This is a genomic window from Streptomyces sp. NPDC055506 (genome assembly GCF_053643595.1).
On record NZ_JBSHKH010000041.1, the window covers coordinates 26,117 to 44,861 of the forward strand.

At 73.0% G+C, this 18,745-nt stretch carries 16 protein-coding genes; 10 read left to right on the top strand and 6 right to left on the bottom strand.

The window, feature by feature from the left end; genetic code table 11:
- Nucleotides 1–10: 10 nt before the first annotated feature.
- Nucleotides 11–685 (bottom strand): hypothetical protein, encoded by a 675-nt coding sequence (locus ACWIF2_RS17865; RefSeq protein WP_454361420.1) that lies wholly within the window; start codon nucleotides 683–685, stop codon nucleotides 11–13.
- Nucleotides 686–958: 273 nt separating this feature from the next.
- Here ACWIF2_RS17865 and ACWIF2_RS17870 point away from each other — a divergent pair, with 273 nt between their 5' ends.
- The 4 genes from ACWIF2_RS17870 to ACWIF2_RS17885 all read left to right on the top strand — a co-directional run bounded on the left by ACWIF2_RS17870 (nucleotide 959) and on the right by ACWIF2_RS17885 (nucleotide 5,850).
- Nucleotides 959–2,785 carry a gamma-glutamyltransferase family protein gene (locus ACWIF2_RS17870; RefSeq protein WP_454361421.1) on the top strand — a complete coding sequence of 609 codons (1,827 nt, stop codon included), beginning with the start codon at nucleotides 959–961 and terminating at the stop codon, nucleotides 2,783–2,785.
- Between the two features lie 121 nt (nucleotides 2,786–2,906).
- Nucleotides 2,907–3,752, top strand: a complete 846-nt coding sequence (locus tag ACWIF2_RS17875; protein ID WP_454361422.1) for an inositol monophosphatase family protein — start codon at nucleotides 2,907–2,909, stop codon at nucleotides 3,750–3,752.
- A gap of 182 nt (nucleotides 3,753–3,934) precedes the next feature.
- Nucleotides 3,935–5,344 carry a phytoene desaturase family protein gene (locus ACWIF2_RS17880; RefSeq protein ID WP_454361423.1) on the top strand — a complete coding sequence of 470 codons (1,410 nt, stop codon included), beginning with the start codon at nucleotides 3,935–3,937 and terminating at the stop codon, nucleotides 5,342–5,344.
- On the top strand, nucleotides 5,341–5,850 hold the full coding sequence (locus ACWIF2_RS17885; RefSeq protein WP_454361424.1) for an O-acetyl-ADP-ribose deacetylase: 510 nt from the start codon (nucleotides 5,341–5,343) through the stop codon (nucleotides 5,848–5,850). Before ACWIF2_RS17880 ends, ACWIF2_RS17885 begins: the two co-directional genes overlap by 4 nt.
- 13 nt (nucleotides 5,851–5,863) lie before the next feature.
- Here ACWIF2_RS17885 and ACWIF2_RS17890 read toward each other — a convergent pair whose 3' ends face one another.
- Entirely contained in the window at nucleotides 5,864–6,697 is an 834-nt protein-coding gene (locus ACWIF2_RS17890) for a class II glutamine amidotransferase (RefSeq protein ID WP_454361425.1), read from the bottom strand.
- 238 nt (nucleotides 6,698–6,935) lie between these two features.
- Between ACWIF2_RS17890 and ACWIF2_RS17895 the strand changes: the two genes are divergently transcribed.
- The 3 genes from ACWIF2_RS17895 (at nucleotide 6,936) to ACWIF2_RS17905 (ending at nucleotide 10,435) form a co-directional block, all read left to right on the top strand.
- Nucleotides 6,936–9,596, top strand: coding sequence for a LuxR C-terminal-related transcriptional regulator (locus tag ACWIF2_RS17895; protein WP_454361426.1), 2,661 nt, complete (start codon nucleotides 6,936–6,938; stop codon nucleotides 9,594–9,596).
- Entirely contained in the window at nucleotides 9,593–10,123 is a 531-nt protein-coding gene (locus tag ACWIF2_RS17900) for a hypothetical protein (RefSeq protein ID WP_454361428.1), read from the top strand. The genes ACWIF2_RS17895 and ACWIF2_RS17900 overlap by 4 nt, the downstream gene beginning before the upstream one ends.
- Nucleotides 10,124–10,237: 114 nt before the next feature.
- Entirely contained in the window at nucleotides 10,238–10,435 is a 198-nt protein-coding gene (locus ACWIF2_RS17905) for a hypothetical protein (protein ID WP_454361430.1), read from the top strand.
- A gap of 51 nt (nucleotides 10,436–10,486) precedes the next feature.
- On the opposite strand, the gene ACWIF2_RS17910 is transcribed toward ACWIF2_RS17905, so the two are convergent.
- Both ACWIF2_RS17910 and ACWIF2_RS17915 read right to left on the bottom strand, forming a co-directional pair.
- Nucleotides 10,487–11,893 (bottom strand): DUF2252 domain-containing protein, encoded by a 1,407-nt coding sequence (locus tag ACWIF2_RS17910; protein ID WP_454361432.1) that lies wholly within the window; start codon nucleotides 11,891–11,893, stop codon nucleotides 10,487–10,489.
- A gap of 3 nt (nucleotides 11,894–11,896) precedes the next feature.
- Nucleotides 11,897–12,520 (bottom strand): potassium channel family protein, encoded by a 624-nt coding sequence (locus tag ACWIF2_RS17915; protein ID WP_454361433.1) that lies wholly within the window; start codon nucleotides 12,518–12,520, stop codon nucleotides 11,897–11,899.
- 259 nt (nucleotides 12,521–12,779) lie between these two features.
- Here ACWIF2_RS17915 and ACWIF2_RS17920 point away from each other — a divergent pair, with 259 nt between their 5' ends.
- Both ACWIF2_RS17920 and ACWIF2_RS17925 read left to right on the top strand, forming a co-directional pair.
- Nucleotides 12,780–13,220, top strand: a complete 441-nt coding sequence (locus tag ACWIF2_RS17920; RefSeq protein WP_454361434.1) for an SHOCT domain-containing protein — start codon at nucleotides 12,780–12,782, stop codon at nucleotides 13,218–13,220.
- A 25-nt stretch (nucleotides 13,221–13,245) separates the two neighbouring features.
- Nucleotides 13,246–13,695, top strand: a complete 450-nt coding sequence (locus ACWIF2_RS17925) for a DUF7144 family membrane protein (RefSeq protein WP_454361436.1) — start codon at nucleotides 13,246–13,248, stop codon at nucleotides 13,693–13,695.
- Between the two features lie 52 nt (nucleotides 13,696–13,747).
- Here ACWIF2_RS17925 and ACWIF2_RS17930 read toward each other — a convergent pair whose 3' ends face one another.
- A complete protein-coding gene (locus ACWIF2_RS17930) occupies nucleotides 13,748–15,412 on the bottom strand; it encodes an ATP-binding cassette domain-containing protein (RefSeq protein ID WP_454361437.1) in 1,665 nt (554 codons plus the stop codon).
- Between the two features lie 214 nt (nucleotides 15,413–15,626).
- The gene (locus ACWIF2_RS17935) at nucleotides 15,627–17,672 is read right to left on the bottom strand and encodes a SpoIIE family protein phosphatase (protein ID WP_454361439.1); all 2,046 of its coding nucleotides are present in this window, start codon (nucleotides 17,670–17,672) and stop codon (nucleotides 15,627–15,629) included.
- A gap of 161 nt (nucleotides 17,673–17,833) precedes the next feature.
- On the opposite strand from ACWIF2_RS17935, the gene ACWIF2_RS17940 reads away from it, so the two are divergent.
- Complete coding sequence (locus tag ACWIF2_RS17940; protein WP_454361440.1) at nucleotides 17,834–18,664, top strand: alpha/beta fold hydrolase; 831 nt, start codon at nucleotides 17,834–17,836, stop codon at nucleotides 18,662–18,664.
- The last annotated feature ends 81 nt before the right edge of the window (nucleotides 18,665–18,745 follow it).

Sequence of the window (18,745 nt, forward strand, 5' to 3'; positions counted from 1 at the left end):
TGGAGGGCGATCAGCCCTTGCCGCCTTCGGCCTCCAGCGCGGCCACCGCCTCCTTGGCGGCCTTGATGGCGCCCTTGTTGATCGTGTCCGTGCTGGGCGCCTTCTTCGACTCGAAGTCGCTGCCGTTGTACGTGATGGTCACCAGTGCGTTGGAGGCGCTGACGAACACCTGGCCCTCGCGGGTCTCCTGCTTGTCCTCGGTGGTGAGGTTGACGATGGAGTACGCGGTGTCGCCCAGGCCGGGGACGGGCCCTCCGCCGCTCTTCTCCGCGGTGTGCTTCTGGTAGGCCTTCTGCGCCGCCTCGTCCGACTCCATGACCTCGTAGGAGACGTCGAGCCAGCGGTAGTCGTACCCGTCGAGCGCGTTCCAGGAGCAGGTGCGGCGCAGCTCCGAGTCCGTGGACGGGATCTCCTTGCCGGCCGTCTTGGCGCCCGGCACCAGCGACTCGAGCGTCTTCTTGGCGACGCTCTCGCACGGCGCCGGCGCGGCCGAGTACGCCTTCGACACCGTCTCCGTCGACGGGCCGGACGCGGACTGGGTCTCGGTCTTCTCGTCGGCCGAGGTCTGCTCGGCGGCCTGCGGCGCGGCGAGCGGACCGGACGACAGCGCCCAGCCCATGGTCGCGAGCACGACCACCGGCGACAAGCGTGCGGTCAGGGCCAGGGGCAGAGGTAGGGAACGCACGGCGCCCTTCTGTGGGGGACGGACGGTGCGGAGCGGGCCCGCACGGCGGACGGACGACAGTGTCACACGACTCCCTGTGGGGCGGAAGTGCGAACTCGCTCCGTGCTCGCCTGGTGACGGTGCCTCACTGTGCGCTGCCGGGGTTTCGGTTGGTTCGATGTCGGGTGGGCGATTTGCCCTGGCCGGGCGGGCACGCAGGGTGCCGGAGTTTCGGCGGGGCCACGACAGGGGGAGGGGACGGGTGGTGTACGACCACGAGAGGTGACAGCCCGAATGTTCACGTCCCGCCCCACGCTCCAGGGCACCTTCGGCATGGTGTCCTCAACCCACTGGCTGGCCTCGCAGTCGGCGATGGCCGTACTGGAGGACGGCGGCAACGCCTATGACGCGGCCGTGGCGGGGGCGTTCGTGCTGCATGTCGTGGAGCCGCATCTCAACGGTCCGGCCGGTGAGGTGCCGATCCTGCTGGCCCCGGCCGGCGGTGAGGTGCGGGTGCTGTGCGGGCAGGGCGTCGCACCGGCCGGGGCGACCGTGGCGCACTACCGGGGCCTCGGCCTGGACCTCGTCCCCGGCACCGGGCCGCTCGCCGCCGCCGTACCGGGCGCCTTCGACGCCTGGATGCTGCTGCTGCGCGACCACGGCACCAAGTCCCTCGCCGACGTCCTGAAGTACGCCATCGGGTACGCCGAGCACGGGCACGCGCCCGTGGAGCGTGTCGGGGAGACCGTCGAGACCGTGCGCGAGCTGTTCGAGACGGAGTGGACCTCGTCGGCGGAGGTGTACCTGCCCGGCGGGAAGGCGCCGCGCCCCGGTGAGCTCTTCGGCAATCCCGTGCTCGCCGCCACCTGGAAGCGCCTGCTCGCCGAGACCGCCGGGGCCGGCGGCAGGGAGGCCCGGATCGAGGCCGCGCGGCAGGTGTGGCGCACCGGATTCATCGCCGAGGCCCTCGTCCGCCAGGCCGCGCGCCCCACCCTGGACACCAGCGGCACCCGCCACACCGGCACCCTCACGGCCGCCGACCTCGCCTCCTGGTCCGCGACCTACGAGACGCCGGCGACGTACGACTGGAACGGCTGGACCGTGTGCAAGCCCGGCCCCTGGAGCCAGGGCCCGGTCCTGCTCCAGCAGCTCGCCCTGCTCCCGCCCGAGCTGCCCCGGTACGGCTCGGCCGACTACGTCCACCTCCTGGTCGAGGGCTGCAAACTCGCCATGGCCGACCGGGAGGCCTGGTACGGGGACGCCGCCGACGTACCGCTCGACGACCTGCTGTCCGACGGGTACAACACGGCCCGCCGTGCCCTCGTGGGCGAGCGGTCCGACCACGATCTGCGGCCCGGCAGCCCCGGCGGACGCACCCCGAGGCTGTGCGCGCACGCGCGCGTGGCGGCCGCCGCCCAGGAGGGCTTCGATGCCCTGGGCGCCGGCGAACCGACCGTCGCCAAGAGCCCGGCGTCCCCCGTGCCGGGCGAACCGGAGATCCTCGCCGACGGGACCACCCGGGGCGACACCTGCCACCTCGACGTCGTCGACCGCTGGGGCAACATGGTCTCGGCCACGCCCAGCGGCGGCTGGCTCCAGTCCAACCCCGTCGTGCCCGAACTGGGCTTCCCGCTCGGCACCCGGCTCCAGATGACCTGGCTCGAGGAGGGCCTGCCCAACTCCCTCACCCCGGGCCGCCGCCCCCGCACCACGCTGACGCCCTCCATCGCCCTGCGCGAGGGTGTGCCCGTCATGGCGTTCGGCACCCCCGGCGGGGACCAGCAGGACCAGTGGCAGCTGCACTTCTTCCTCGCGGTCGCGCTGCGCGCCCAGGTCCGCGGCGGCCCCGACCTGCAGGGCGCGATCGACGCCCCGAACTGGCACAACGACAGCTTCCCCGGCTCCTTCTACCCGCGCGGCATGCGCCCGGGGAGCGTCACCGTGGAGTCCCGCTTCGACCCCGAGACCGTCGCCGAGCTGCGGCGGCGCGGCCACGAGGTGACCGTCGGCGGCCCCTGGTCGGAGGGCCGGCTGTGCGCGGTCGCGCGGGACCCGGAGACCGGCGTCCTGTCGGCGGCGGCGAACCCGCGCGGCATGCAGGGATACGCCGTCGGCCGGTGACCCGCAGGGCCCGGCGCCGTCCGGTCCGCACGGATCCGCCGCTGTTCATCGTTCATCGCGATGCCATCCGGGGTGCACCCGGAGGGCGGGGGCTGTCAGTGGCACGTGTTGTCATGGAGGGGTGATCGACAGCAACGAAACCATCGAAGAGTTTCTCGTACAGCACGCCTCCGACGTCGAGGAGGCCGTCCGCAAGGCCGCCGCCACCGAGATCATGCCGCGCTGGCGCCGGCTCGCCGCGCACGAGGTCGACGAGAAGAACGGCCCGCACGACCTGGTGACGGACGCCGACCGCAAGGCCGAGCTGTACCTGACCGACGTTCTGATCGACCTGCTGCCCGGCTCGGCCGTGGTCGGCGAGGAAGCGGTCCACGCCAACCCGGCGTCGTACGAGGCGATATGCGGCGACGCCCCCGTCTGGATCGTCGACCCGGTCGACGGGACACGGCAGTTCGTGCGCGGCGAAGCCGGGTTCTGCACGCTGGTCGCGCTGGCGCACGGCGGCACCCTGCTCGCCTCCTGGACCTACGCGCCCGCCCGCGACCAGTTCGCCACCGCCCGGCGCGGCAAGGGCGCCTACCTCGACGGCGAGCGGCTGTTCGCCGGTGTGCCGGAGCCCGGCCGGGACCTGCGCGTGGCCACCTCCCACCCGGACTACACGACGGACGAACAGAAGCACGCCCTGACCGGCCTGCGCGCCGACGGTGTGGCGCCGCGCCCGTGCGGCTCGGCCGGACTGGAGTACCTCGCCATCGCCCGCGGCGAGTTGGACGCGACCGCCTTCTCCTGGGAAGCGGCATGGGACCACGCCGCAGGGCTGCTCCTGGTCGAGGAGGCCGGCGGCACCCATCTGACCCGCTCGGGTGAGCCGTTCCGCATCACGGGCGGCAACGACCTGCCCTTCACGGCGGCCCGCGACGCGGCCACCGCCCGCCATGTGGCGGGACTGCTGTCGGGCGGGGCGTGACGGTCACCGACCGTACACGGCTGGTCGCTCGACAGGCGCTCCAGACGCCCTCCAGGCGTCCTCCGGGCGTCTCCCAGGCGTTGTCCTGGCCGGAAATCACCCGCGGCCGGTGACTGTCAGTCCCCGGGCATATCCTGATCCTCAGTGGCCGTCGGCTGACGAAGGGGTCCGAGGTGCCGTCGATGCTCGATGCCGTCGTAGTGGGTGCGGGGCCGAACGGACTGACCGCGGCCGTGGAGCTGGCCCGCCGCGGATTCTCCGTGGCCGTCTTCGAGGCTCGGGGCACCGTGGGCGGCGGAGCCCGCACCGAGGAGCTCACCCTGCCCGGCTTCCGGCACGACCCGTGCTCCGCGGCGCACCCGCTGGGCATCAACTCACCGGCGTTCCGCGCCCTGCCGCTCGAGAGGTACGGCCTGGAGTGGCTGCACGCGGAGCTGCCCATGGCGCACCCGTTCCCGGACGGCACGGCGGCCGTGCTGTCCCGGTCGGTGGGCGAGACGGCCGCCTCCTTCGGGCCGCGTGACGCCGGGTCGTACCGCAGGCTCGTCGAGCCCTTCCTGCCCAAGTGGGACACCCTGGCCCGGGACTTCATGTCCCTGCCGCTCACCGCGCTGCCCCGCGACCCGGTCACCCTCGCCCGCTTCGGGCTCGTCGGCCTGCCCCCGTCGACCCTGCTGACACGCCGCTTCCGCGACGAACCGGCCAGGACGCTGTTCGCCGGGCTCGTCGCGCATGTCATGGCACCCCTCGGCGGGTTCGCCACTGGCGCCATCGGCCTGGTCTTCGCCCTCGCGGCACACGCCCGCGGCTGGCCCGTCGCCCGCGGTGGCTCCCAGAGCATCTCCGACGCCCTCGCCGCCTATCTGCGCGACCTCGGCGGCAGCGTCCACACCGACTACGAGGTCAAGCGCCTCGACGACCTGCCCCCGGCCCGGGCGTACGTCTTCGACACCTCGCCCACCGCCCTGGCCCGCATCGCCGGCTTCGGCGACCACTACGCCGGCTACCGTTACGGCCCGGGCGTCTTCAAGATCGACTACGCGCTGGACGGGCCCGTGCCGTGGACCGCGAAGGAGGCCCGCGTCGCCGGCACGGTCCAGATCGGCGCGAACAGCGCGGAGATCGGCACCGCGCTGCGCGCTGCGTCCCGGGAGGGCCGGGCCCCCGACAAACCGTTCCTGATCACGGTCCAGCCGAGCGTCGTCGACCCCATCCGGGCCCCGGAGGGCAAGCACGTCTTCTGGGCCTACGGCCACGTCCCGCACGGCTGGACCGGCGACCTCACCGACGCCATCGAGCGCCAACTGGAGCGCTTCGCCCCGGGGTTCCGCGACCGTGTCCTGGCCCGCGCCACCGCCGGCCCGCGCGAACTCGCCGCCCGCAACGCCAACTACGTCGGCGGCGACATCGCCTCCGGCGCGGCCTCCGGACTCCAGCTCCTGCTGCGCCCCAAAGTGACGCCGTTCCCGTACCACACCCCCCACCCGGCCGTCTTCCTCTGCTCGTCGGCGACCCCGCCCGGCCCCGGCGTGCACGGGATGTCGGGACACAACGCGGCGAAGGCCGTATGGAGGCGACTGAGGCAGTCATGACCACCATCGAACTGGTCCAGGGCGACATCACCCGCGAGAGCGTCGACGCCATCGTCAATGCGGCCAACTCCTCCCTGCTGGGCGGGGGAGGGGTCGACGGTGCGATCCACCGGCGCGGCGGCCCCGCGATCCTCGAGGACTGCCGGAAGCTGCGTGCTTCCCACTACGGCAAAGGCCTCCCCACAGGACAGGCCGTCGCCACCACCGCCGGCGACCTGGACGCCCGCTGGGTGATCCACACGGTCGGCCCCGTGTACAGCGCGACCGAGGACCGCTCCGCCCTGCTCGCCTCCTGCTACCGCGAGTCCCTCCGCGTCGCCGACGAACTCGGCGCCCGCACCCTCGCCTTCCCGGCGATCTCCACCGGCGTCTACGGCTATCCGATGGAGGAGGCCGCGGATATCGCGGTGGACACGGTGCGCACCGCGCGGACCGACGTCGAGGAGGTCCGGTTCGTCCTCTTCGACGCGCCCGCGTACGAGGTGTTCGCCGCACGGCTCCGCTGAGGCACCCGCGCACTCAGACCGGCTCGGGCTCGAAGTGCCGCAGCATGTCCCGGCCCGGCTGGACGACGCCGTAGCTGCTCTCCGGTACGGCGTTCCAGACCCCGGGCAGATCGCCCAGCGGCTCCGACACGACCAGCCGGGTCTCCTCGGAGACGTGCCTCAGGAAGGCGAGGTCGGGGTGGAGGGCACGCACGTCGTCCACCCGGCTGCTGTAGTACAGCGACCGCGAGTCCCCGCCGCTGGAGTACCGGAAGAACCAGACCCGTTCCCCGTCGGTCACCGCGATCGTCATCTGCAGCGGCTGCGGCACCCCGTGCTCGTGCCCCAGCCGCTCGACGAGCCCCGCCATCCGGGCCACCGCCCCCGGCGGATCGCCGTCGAGCCCGAAGGTGAGGGCCACGTGGAACATCACCTCGGAGTCCGTCGTGCCCTCCAGCGCCGGGAACAGCGCCGGGTCCACGGTCAGCATCAGATCCCGGCGCAGGTCTTGGAAGCCGGAGATCGCCCCGTTGTGCATCCACAGCCAGCGTCCGTGGCGGAAGGGGTGGCAGTTGGTCTGCTGCACGGTCGTCCCGGTGGAGGCGCGCACATGGGCGAAGAACAGCGACGAGCGGACGTGGTCGGCGATCTCCCGCAGATTGCGGTTGCTCCAGGCGGGACCGGTGTCGCGGATGACGGCGGGTGTCCGCAGGTGCCACGCGTACCAGCCGATCCCGAAGCCGTCGCCGTTGGTGGTCTCGACCCCCATCCGCGCGTGCAGGCTCTGGTCGATCAGCGAGTGCTGCGGCCGGTAGAGGACGTCGTCGAGCAGCACGGGGGTGCCCGAGTAGGCGAGCCAGCGGCACATGGCGGGTACCCCCGTTCCGAGCCGCCCGGCCTTACCGCACGGCTGCGTAGGTGGTGCGATTGGACCTCAGCGAACCCGGGTCGCCCCGTCGGCGCATCGCCCGTGGCGGGTGGTTGCGCGGCGGCCGTCGAGGCCGGTCACGGCCCGGCCGTGGGCGTGCGCCGGGGGGTGAGGCTTGAGATCCTGGGGGCAACGAGCGCTGCTTGTGATCCGTCGGACGGCGAACAGGGTGGGCTCCATGGCCGTGACCCAGGAGACCGGTGCGGAACCCGCGTCCGCGGGCGTCGACCCCACGGGCGATCCGCTGCTGCGCACCCGGTTCGCCCTGCCGAAACGGCCCGCCACGTTCCTGCGCCGCGCCCGCCTGGTCCGGCACCTCGACCAGGCTCTCGGAACACCCCTGACGATGGTCAACGGGGCCGCCGGCGCCGGCAAGACCCTCCTGGTCGCCGACTGGGCCGCCGGCCTCGCGGAACCGGTCGCCTGGCTCACGGCCGACCCCGCCGACCAGGCTCCCGGCATCTTCTGGGCCTACCTGCTGGAGGCGCTGCGCGCCGCGGGCGTACCGGTGACGGGCGACGTCGGCTGCCCCGCGGAGGCGGCCCATGTGGACCGGCGGACGCTGACCCGCCTGGCCGCCGACCTGGAGCGCCGGGACCACACCACCGTCGTCGTAGTCGACGAGTTCGACCGGGTGACCTCCCCCGAGATCGCGGAGCAGTTGCAGTTCGTCCTGCACCACGCCGGACGAGGCATGCGCCTGGTCCTCGTCTCCCGCACGGAACCCCTGCTGCCGCTGCACCGCTACCGGGCCTCGGGAGAGATCACGGAGATCCGGAACGCCGAGCTGGCCTTCACCTCCGAAGAGGCCCATGACCTGCTGTCGCGGCACGGACTGCACCTGCGGGCCGACGCCGTACGAGCCCTGGTGGAGCGGACCCAGGGCTGGGCCGCGGGCCTCCGGCTGTGCGCCCTGGCCGCCCGGCAGGGCACGGACCCCCACGCCTATCTGAAGCAGTTCGAAGCCGATCACAGCACGGTCGCCGACTTCCTGCTGGCAGAGGTGCTCGACCGGCAGACACCCGGCACCCAGGACCTGCTGCTGCGCATCAGCGTCCTGGACCGCTGCTGCCCCGACCTGGTGAACGCCCTGACACTGCGCACCGACGCGGAGCCGATCCTGGCCGCGCTGCAGCGCGAGAACGCGTTCGTCCACTACCTCGGACACTCCTGGTACAGCCTGCACCCCCTGTTCGCGGAGATCCTCCGCGCCCACCTGAGGGAACGCTTCCCCGGCCTGGAGCCGGAGCTGCGCGGCCGGGCCGCGCAGTGGCTGCGGCGATCCGGAGCCCTGCCCGACGCGCTGGTCCAGGGGGCCGCGGCGGACGACTGGGAGTTCACCGCCCGCGTGGTGATCGACGATCTCGCGATCGGGCAGCTCTTCACCGGGCTGCGCTCCGAGGAGCTGTCCGCCCTGTTCGAGGGGATGAGCCCCGAGGTCACGGGCCCGGCGCCCGACCTGGTGCGCGCCGCCCGTGAGCTGGGCCGGCGCGATCTCGAACACGGGCTGGCCCATCTGCGCCGGGCCGAGGAGGAACTGGGCCGGGACGAAGCCGCCGCGCCGGTGCGGCTCAGCTGTGCGCTCCTGGAAGCCCTGGCGGCCCGGCTGACCGGCTCCCCGGGCAGAGCGGAGCGCGCCGCCGAGCAGGCGAGGCGCCTCCAGCGTGAGGTCTCCGGGCAGCTCCTCGACGAGCACCCGGAACTCACCGCCCTCCTGCTCACCCACCTGGGCTCCGCCCGCCTGTGGGCCGGGCGCTTCGACGACGCCCGGACCGCCCTGTCGGCGGTGGCCGGGTCCCCGGACGGAGCGGCCACGGCCCTGCCCCGCTGGGAGGCCCTCGGCCACCTGGCGCTGATCGACTACCTCAACGGCTGGCCCGGCCCGGCCGAGCACAAGGCACTCGCGGCGGCCGGCCAGGCGGAGCGGTACAGCCTCCCGCGGCGCTCCCGGTCCGGCATCGGCCCGCTGGTCCTGGCCGCCGTCCTCATCGACCGTGACGAACTGGACGAGGCGCAGGCGCTCCTCGACGAAGCCCACTCGCTCGTCGAGGACCCGGTGGTGCGGGCCGGCCGGACCCTCGTCCGGGGGCGGCTGTTCCTGGCCCGGGGGGACGCCCGGGCCGCGCTGGCGGCGGCGGACGCGACCGTCCCGGCGGCCGTGAGCTCACCCTGGGCCGAGGACCACGCCGCCCTGCTCGCCTCCGCCGCCCACCTGGCCCGGGGACATCCCGAGCCCGCCCGGCAGGCCGTGGAGCGGGTGGCGCACCACCGCAGTGCGTGCGCGGTCGAGGCGGCCCGCGCCCGGCTCGCGGCGGGCCGGCCCGAAGGCGTGCTCGACCTGCTCGACAGCCTGCCGGAGAACGACCGGCCCGGCCCGGCCGTGACCGTCCGCGCCACGCTGGTACGCGCCCGGGCCGCCCTCGACACCGGTGACCCCACCACCGCCCGCCGTCTGGTCGCCCGGGCCCTCCTGGACGGCCGGCGCGAGCAGTTGCGCCGCCCCTTCCTGGAAGCCGGCCCCTGGATCCGTCCGCTGCTGAGCACCGGCCGACCGCGCGAACTGGCATCCGGCTGGCTCCTGCCGGGCCCCGGCCGGTACCGCGCCCCAGGGGCCGCCGCACCGGACGGGCCTGCGGAGCTCGCCGTCGAGGAGCTGAGCGCCCGCGAGCGTGACGTGCTGCGGCGCGTGGCCGAGATGATGTCGACGGAGGAGATCGCCGCCGACCTCCACGTGTCCGTGAACACCGTGAAGACCCACCTCAAGAGCATCTACCGCAAGCTCGCCGTCACCCGGCGCGGCGACGCCGTCCGCCGGGCGCGCGAACGGCGGCTCCTGTGAGCGGGACCCCGACCGCGGCCGGTGGAGCGGCAGGGCGGGCACGCGGTGCCGTGCGGCGGTCCCGGGCCGACTACACCGGCGGCGTCTACGGCTCCATGCTCGCCGCCTCCGTGGTGATCGGCGTCGGAACCCTGGGTTCGCTGCCCCGGGTGGAACTCGTGGCGCTGCTGCTGATGACCGGTGCGGTGTTCTGGCTCGCGCATGTGCACGCGCAGCTGTTCGGGGCGCGCCTGGCGCAGGGGGCCGTGGGACGCCGGGCCGTGCTCCAGGTGTGCCGCGAGGAGTGGCCGATCCTGGAGGCCGCCGTCCCGTCCGCCGTCGCCGTGGCGATCAGCGCGCTGCTGCCCCTGGACATGCCGGGCACCCTGTGGCTGGCGCTCTCCGTGGCGGTGGCCGGGCAGGTCGGCTGGTCGCTGGCCGCGGCGGCCCGGGCCGGTGCCTCGGGGAGGCAGATGGCCGTCTCCGCCGCGGTGAACCTGCTGCTCGGTCTGCTGATCATCATCCTCAAGATCGTCCTGAAGGAATGAGGAGCGGACGCAGGTTCACCTGCGCCGGGTGAGGGCGGACGGCTCGCCAGGGCGGACCATCGCAAGGGAAGGGCGTGCACGGCCCGCCCCACGCCGCCCGCGGGAGAGCAGCTCATGCGCTACGAGATCCGCGTCGACGGACACATGTCGGAGACGCTGGCCAAGGTCTTCCCGGAGCTGGATCACGTGGTGATGTCCGGTCAGACGGTCCTGTTCGGCCGCGTCATCGACGAGGCCCATCTGTACGGGCTGCTGACCCGCTTCCAGTCGCTGGGGCTCAGGGTCGTGGAGATGCGCCAGCTGCCGGAGTGAGCGGGTGCCGGGGTGAGCGGGCCGGAATGAGAGGACCGGGGTGAGCGGGGGTCACAGAACCGCCGTGCGAATCCTGCCGGAGCGGGCCGCCGCGCCCAGCGCCGCGAAATCGCGCTCGTTCTGATCGGCGTACGACTGGGCGAAGCCGGCGAGCGCGCGGTCGAACCGGTCGCTGCCGCCCAGATACGCCGCGATCGCGACGGGGTCGCCCGAGCGGGCGTGGGCCCGCGCCAGGCTCGCCCCGCACAGCCGCGCGAACAGGCGGAGCATGGCCGGGTCCATGGTGTCCGCACGGGCGATGCCCTTCCAGTCCCGCAGCTGGCGTACGTAGAAGTCCCGCTCGTGTCCGTCGAGGCCGAGGGCGTGCGTCCAGCCCAGGAGGATGTCACTGGTCGTCTGGATCAGCCGCTGTCCCGCCACCACGCGGCGGCCCTGGTTGTCGTAGCTGTCCCCGCCGGTGTGGGCGGCGAGCACCGACCGCTGTGCCTCCTTGGCCTGGAGCAGCAGGGGATCGTCGTCGTCCCGGCCGAGCAGCAGCACGATCCAGCAGCGGGTGCCGACACTGCCGACCCCCACCACCTTGCGGGCGATGTCCACCAGCCGGTAGCGGCGCAACAGGTGCCTGCGCTCGGAAGACAGACTGCCCGCATAGCCCTCCAGGACGTTGAGCAGCTCCTTCTCCTGGTCGGGCGAGGAGTCGGACACCAGATCCCGCAGCGGGGTGATCAGCGGTGGGTCCGGTGTGATCCGCCGCCCCTCGGCCGTGGTCCGGGTGAGCTTCGCGAAGGCCTGGAGGTGGGTGCGCGTACGGGCCTTCGCCGTGGCCTCGGCGGTACGGCGCCTGGCCTCCTTGCTCATCGACGCGGCCATCAGCTCCCGCATGTGGTCGGCGTCGTCCTGCGCGTACCAGATGTCCAGGGTGCGCATGCCGGCGAACTCCCGCATCCGCTGCCGGTAGGCGCGTACGCACGTCTCCACCGCGCTGTTCTGCTCCGCGGTGCCGAAGCCGTTGGCCCGGCCCGCGATGGCGAAACTGGCCGCCAGCCGCTTGACGTCCCACTCGAACGGCCCGGCCAGCGTCTCGTCGAAGTCGTTGATGTCGAAGACCAGATGACGCTCCGGCGAGGCCAGCAGCCGGAAGTTCAGCAGATGGGCGTCCCCGCACAGCTGCACCCACAGCCCGGTGTCCGCGGCGGCCCCGAGATCGGCGGCCATGATCGCCGCTGCGCCCCGGTAGAAGCGGAACGGGGACTCGAGCATGCGGCCGTAGCGGACCGGCACCAACTCCTGCACCCGGGTGGCCGACTGGCGCTCCACCACCTCGACCGGGTCGGGCCGCTCCGGCCCCGCCTCGAACCGGCTGTGGGACGAACGCGGCACCCGCCGCCTTGCGCCCCGGCCCGACTCCGCGCGCTCGGCCGGGGACAGGAACTTCGTGGTGAGGCTCGGTACGGTCATGGCTCAGTCCTCCCGCCGGGAGGAGAAGTCCTCCGACGGCTCGTGGCCCCGTCTGCGCAGCCCGGCCTGCACCGCGCCGGCGAGAATCCGTGCCGCAACGCCCACCAGCAGCAGCCCGCCGACCATCTGAAGCATCGTCAGGACCCGCCCCGTCTGGGAACGGGCGACGATGTCGCCGTACCCGACGGTGGTGAACGTGGTGAGTGTGAAGTACAGCGAGTCCGTCTTCGTCAGCGGCTCGCTGAAGGAACCCGGGGTGGAGTGCTCCAGCAGGAAGTAGGCGCCCGCGAAGAGCAGGATGTACAGGACGAGCGTGGCGGCCAGGGCCTCGACGGCCTTCAGCCGGGGGAACGGCGAGCGGGCGATGGCCTGTACCTCCCACCAGAAGACCAGGACGACCAGCAGCAGGCCGCAGGCGAGCAATACCGAGGTGCCGGTGCTGGTGCTGCGGCCGTCCAGGGGCAGCACGTAGTAGACGATCACGAGGCCGGTCGCGATGAGCGCCGCGCGCAGCAGGACGGTGGCCTTCGCGCGCCGCCTCGGTCGCTCTCGCGGCTGCCGCCGCTGCCGCTCCCGCTCCTGCCGGGGCCGGGCTGGCTCGGTCCGGGCGGTGGCTGGATCGTTCATCGCGTCTCTCGGTCCTGTCGGGTGCGCTCTCCACCTCACCGCCACGGCGCCGGGAACGGATCACCCGTCGCGGGTGACCCGGCGGCCGGCGGGGCGCGCGACGGCCCAGGTCGCGCTGTCACTGACGGCCGGACCGGTCCGGCCGGGGTCCGGCACGCTCACCCGTCCCGGGTGAGGCGGACCCGTGCCGGACATGGGCACGCTGAGAACGGCACGGAACGGCCTGCCGGGCGACGTGCGCCCGGAACGGAGGAGTGACATGAGTGCGCAGACCTACCTGGCGTACGACTTTCCGTTGTTGAGCGCCTTCTGGACGATGCTCTGGTTCTTCCTGTGGATCATGTGGTTCGTGCTGCTCTTCCGCGTCGTCCTCGACATCTTCCGCGACGACGATCTGGGCGGGTGGGCCAAGACCGGCTGGCTGGTGTTCTGCATCGTCCTGCCGTTCCTCGGCGTGTTCGTCTACGTCGTCGCGCGCGGCAAGAACATGGGCCGCCGGGAGATGTCCCAGGCCCGCGCGCAGCAGGAGGCCTTCGACAGCTACATACGGGAGACCGCCAAGGGCGGCGAAGGACGGGGGAGCAGCGTCGACGAACTCGCCAGGCTGTCCGAGATCCGCGCCCGCGGCGACATCACGGACGACGAGTTCCGCAGGGCGAAGGAGCTGGTCCTGAGCGGCTCCGGCCCGTCGGAACCCTAGCCCCCGACAGAAACGAGGCAGCAGGATGACCGCCACACACCCTACGCACGCGCACTCGACGGCGAAACGCGAATGGGCCGTCGGTCTGATGGTCTTCGCCGCCGTCATGCTCATGATCGGTGGGATCCTGGGCATCATGCGTGGCATCGCGGCGATCGCGGAGGACGAGGTGTTCCTCTCGACCCCCAACTACGTCTTCGCGTTCGACCTGACGAGCTGGGGCTGGATCCACCTGGCCCTGGGCGCGGTCGCCGTGCTCGTCAGCATGGGGCTGTTCCAGGCGTCGACGTGGGCACGCGTCGCCGGCGTGGGCATCGCCGGACTCGTCATCATCGCCAACTTCCTCTCCCTGCCGGCCTACCCGGTCTGGTCGGTCGTGATGATCGCGATCTCCGGGTTCATCATCTGGGCCCTGTGCACGGTGAAGGAGGACGACGCCTGGGAGCCGTTCGAACAGACCCCGAGCAATCCGTGAGGTACCCGTGACGCCCGGGCAGGCGGAACCCGCCCGGGCGATTCCAGGGTGGTCAGCGGGTCGTCGTACCCGCCCCCGTCTCCGCCGACCGCCGCTGCGACAGCGCGACGCGCGGCCACGCGGCGATGTCGCGCCGCAGTTGGCGGTCGTGTGTGGCCAGGACGACCGCCGCCTGCGTGGAGTGCAGCGCTTCGGTGAGTTCGTCGACCAGGGCGATGGACAGATGGTTGGTCGGCTCGTCCAGCAGCAGGACGTGCGGGCGGGCGGCGAGGGCCAGGGCCAGGTCGAGACGCCGCTGCTGACCCATCGACAGCTCGGCCACCGGCTTGTCGGTGTCCCGTGAGGTGAGCAGGCCCAGCGAGCCGAGCCCCACCACCTCGCCCTCCTTCAGCACACCCGCTGTGACGAGCTCGGCGGTGTGCGCCTCGTAGAGGTCACGGGCCCGCCGCTGCGTCGCCCGCGGCGACTCCTGCCCGAGCAGCCGCAGCCGCACCCTGCGGGCCCAATGCACCCGGCCCGAGCCGGGGGCCAGCCGCCCGGCCAGGACGGACAGGAGCGTGGACTTGCCCGCCCCGTTCGGGCCGGTGACGGCCAGCCGGTCGCCGGACGTCACCGACAGGCTCGTGGAGTCGTGCAACCGCCCGCCGACCGTCACCTCCTCCACCCGCAGCAGGACGACACCGGGCCGCGCGGGCAGCTCGGGCAGCGAGAAACGCTGGGGCGGGACCGGCGCGGTGACCTTGTGCCGGTCCAGGTCGTCCTGGCGCCGGTGGACGGAACGCACCAGCGCTCCGGCCCGGGTGGCGCGCTGGTGCTTGCCGGTGCCCTTGTCCGGGCGCCAGCCGGTGCTCAGCCGGTTCTGCGCCTCGGACAGCGCCTGTTTCAGACGGACGTGCTCGGTCTGCTGCTGCTCGTACTCCTCCTCCCAGCGGACCAGTTCGGCCTCCCGCCCCTCGCGGTAGCCGGTGTAGCCGCCGCCGTACACGCCCGGCCGGCCGTCGCGGGTGGGGTCGAGATCGAGGATCGTGGTGGCCACGTCAGCGAGGAGCGCCCGGTCGTGGCTGACCACCACGACGCCGCCGGCATGGGCGCGCAGCCTGGCGGTGAGGTACTCGAGCCCCGCCAGGTCCAGGTGGTTGGTGGGCTCGTCCAGGAGCAGGAAGTCGTAATCGGCACCCAGCAGACAGGCCAGCCGGATCCGGTAGCGCTGGCCGACCGACAGCGTGGCCAGCGGCCGGGCCCGGTCGCTGACCGCACCGAGTCCGTCCAGGGCGACGTCCACCCGCCGGTCGGCGTCCCAGGCGTCCAGCGCCTGCGCCACCTCCAAGGCGTCGGCGTAGGCCTGTTCGGCCCCGGGGCGTTCCACCGCGAGCGCTTCCGCCGCGGCGTCCAGGTGCCGCAGGGCCGCGCGGGCGTCGGCCAGGTGGTCGTCGATGAAGTCGCCGACCGTGCGCTCGTCCTCGGCCGGCATCTCCTGCTCGGCCAGGGCGAGGGTGCCCACGCGGTGCAAGGTCCCCTCGTCCGGGGCCAGGAGGCCGGCCAGGACGTGCAGCAGGGTCGACTTGCCGCGGCCGTTCTCGCCGACGACGCCCCAGCGCGACCTCGGGGAGATCTTCATGTCGACGTCGTGCAGCACGGTGCGGCCCCCGCGGTCGACGCGGATCGAGGCGCAGGTCAGCTGGGCCCGGTCGCGGGCAGGCAAAACAAGGGTGGTCACGTTCTCTTCCTCCGTGAGGAGGCACACTTCACCCCCGGTTCGGGCGGGGATGCGAGCGGGCCATCGGATCCGACGGACGGCCTGCCCGGAACAGGGCGGGCCGTGGGCGACGTCGCGGCTCTCAGCGCCCTGTACGAGGGCGGAGCCGGTGGCCCGGATCAGAGGTAGAGAACGTAACTCACACAAACATGCTAACAGTTGCCGCCGCGAGCGCTCAGGCGCGCGTGCGCACCAGCAGCAGCGCCACGTCGTCGTCGGGCTCCGGGCTCAGCGCGCTGAGGAGGCTGTCGCTGGTCCGCTGCAGGTTCGGCCCCGCGTTCCGCAGGAGGTGGGTCAGCGTGCTGAGCCCGGTGTCGATCGGCTCCCCTCGGTTCTCGACCAGCCCGTCCGTGTACAGGGCGAGCAGCGAGCCCGGGGGAAGCTCCACCTCCACGGTGCCGAACTCCACGCCCCCCACCCCGAGCGGTACGCCGCCCGGCACGTCGACGAGCTTCGCGCTGCCGTCAGCCCCGGCGAGCACGGGCGGCAGGTGCCCCGCGCTGGACAGGGCACAGGTGCCGCGCCCCAGGTCGCACACGGCGTACACACAGGTGGCGATCGCGTCGCCGAGCGAGCCGGCGATGTCGTCGAGGTGCCGCAGCAGCTCGGCGGGCGGCAGGTCCAGCCGGGCCAGTGCCCGCGTCGCCGTACTCAGCTGCCCCATGATCGCCGCGGCCTGGACGCCCTTGCCCATGACGTCCCCGACGACGAGCGCGGTGCGCCCCGGCCCCAGCGGCAGTACGTCGTACCAGTCGCCGCCGACCTCGCTGAGGGCTGGACGGTAGCGGGCGGCGATGTCGAGCCCCTCCTGCTCGGCGGGCGCGGCGGGAAGCAGGCTGCGCTGGAGGGTGAGGGCGGTGCCGCGCTCGCGTCCGTAGAGGCGGGCGTTGTCGATGCAGATGGCGGCGCGCGCGGCGAGCTCCGAGGCGAGCACCCGGTCCCGGTCGTCGAAGGGGCGTTCGTCGACCGTGCGGTACAGGGTGAGCGTGCCGAGCACCTTGCCGCGGGCCATCAGCGGCACCGCCATGTAGGAGTGCGCGCCGGCCTCGCGCAGGGTCTTCGCGGCCCGCCCGTCCCGGGCGATGCGCCGCATCATCTTCGCGTCCACGCGCTCGACCAGGACGGGGCGGGCGCTGCGGACGCACTGCGTGATGATCCGTGACGAACCGTAGGTGGCGAGCTCGCCGACCGGGTCGGCGGCGTGGATGGCGTCGGTGGGGTAACCGGCGGCGACGGCCAGCGCTCGGAACTCGGCGGGGGCACCGCCCGACACCGGCGCGATGGTGCCGTGCGCCACGACGGACTCCAGCACGTCCACGGCGGCCAGGTCCGCGAGCTGCGACACCACCACGTCGGCCAGTTCCCGGGCGGTCTGCTGAAGGTCCAGCGTGGTGCCGATCCGCACCCCCGCGTCGGCGATCACCGACAGATGCTGACGGGCCTGGGCGACCTCGGCCGCGGCCTGCTGCCGCTCGGTGACGTCCAGAACGGCCATCGCGAGGCCCAGCACCCGCCCGTCGGTGTCCTCGATGCGGTGATACGACTCCGAGTAGGCGCGGTCCTGGACGTCCGCCGCCGTCCGGCCGACGGTCTGCTGGTCGAGCAGGGGCCTGCCGGTCTCCAGGACGTGCCGCATCCGGGCCTCGATGGCCTCCACCTCCAGGTCCGGCAGCACCTCGCCGACCCGGCGCCCCAGCACGGCCTCCTCGGGCACGCCGTTGATCCGCTCCAGCGCGGGATTGACCCCGACCCAGCGCAGGTCGTTGTCGAAGACGGCGATGCCGAGCGGGGTCTGGTTGACGAGGCTGTGCGAGAGGGCGAGGTCCCGCTCCACGATCCGTACGGTCGTCGCGTCCGTGGCGAGGCCCAGCAGATGGGGCTGTCCCTCGGGGTCGAGGAGCCGCATCGTGCGGAACTCCACTGCCCGGTCCGTGCCGTCCTTGTGCCGCAACGGGAAGACACCCGCCCAGCGGGCCCCCGAGCTGACCTGGGCGAACAGCTCCCTGACCCGGGTCCGGTTCTCGGGCGCGACCAGGAGCGTGTCGGCGCGCCGGCGCAGGGCCTCCGCCGGGGTGTACCCGAGCAACTGCTCGATCTCGGGGCTCCACAGGGCGATGTGCCCGCCCGCGTCCAGGACCACGGCCGCGACCTTCAGAAGATCCAGCAGGCCGCCTGGCGCGGCCGTGACGGAGTCGCGATCCGAGGTCGCATACCCGTTCATGCGAGCCGCTCCTTCCGGCGCGGCAAATGGTCCGGCCAAGATCCGTCGCACAGGCTGTCCGATGAGGTCACAGTACGGTCGGTGGAGCGGCACTGTCGCGCCGAAATGACAAAAAATCGAGGGTCGGACCGCGGTTCCGACCATGGAGGGGGAGTGCCGTCATGAGTGACTGGTCGTTGGGGGAGAGTCTGGACACGGCGGCGGGCACCGTCCGCTGGGACCGGCTCGGGGATCCGGGCGGCGAACCGGTCGTGCTGCTGCACGGGACGCCCTTCTCGTCGTACGTGTGGCACGAGATCGCTCCCGCTCTCGCCGCCGTCGGGTACTCCGTCCACGTCTGGGACATGCCGGGCTACGGCGCCTCGGACATGTACCCGGGCCAGGACGTCTCGCTGGGCGTCCAGGGGGAGGTGTTCACCGAGCTGCTGGCGCACTGGAAGCTCGCGGAGCCGTCCGTCGTCGCGCACGACTTCGGCGGCTGTGTGGCGCTGCGCGCGCACCTGCTGCACGGGGCCCGGTACCGGCGGCTCGCGGTGGTCGACCCGGTGGCCCTCGAGCCCTGGGGCTCCCCCTTCTTCCGGCTGGTCGGGGAGCACAGCCAGGTCTTCGAGCAGCTGCCGCCGCCCCTGCACGAGGCCCTGGTGCGGCAGTACGTGACGTCCGCGAGCAACCTGGGCCTGCGTCCGGCCGCGCTCGACGCGCTGGTCCGGCCGTGGACGGGGGAGCGGGGGCAGGCCGCCTTCTACCGCCAGATCGCGCAGGCCGACCAGCGCTACACCGACGAGATCCAGCCGCTGTATCCCACGCTCGATCTGCCGGTGACGGTCTGCTGGGGCACCGAGGACACCTGGATCCCGTTCGCCAAGGGGCAGGAACTGGCCGCCATGATCCCCGGCGCCAGGCTGCGGCCGGTACCGGGGGCGGGGCATCTCGTGCCGCTGGACGCCCCCGCGCGGCTGATCAGCGAGGTGCTCGTCTTCCTCACGGCCTGAGAGCAGCCGAACCATCAGGACCGCACAAAGTCCGACGCGGTCATTGCTTCGATTGTGTGCGAGTCCTAGGGTGTGCCTGCT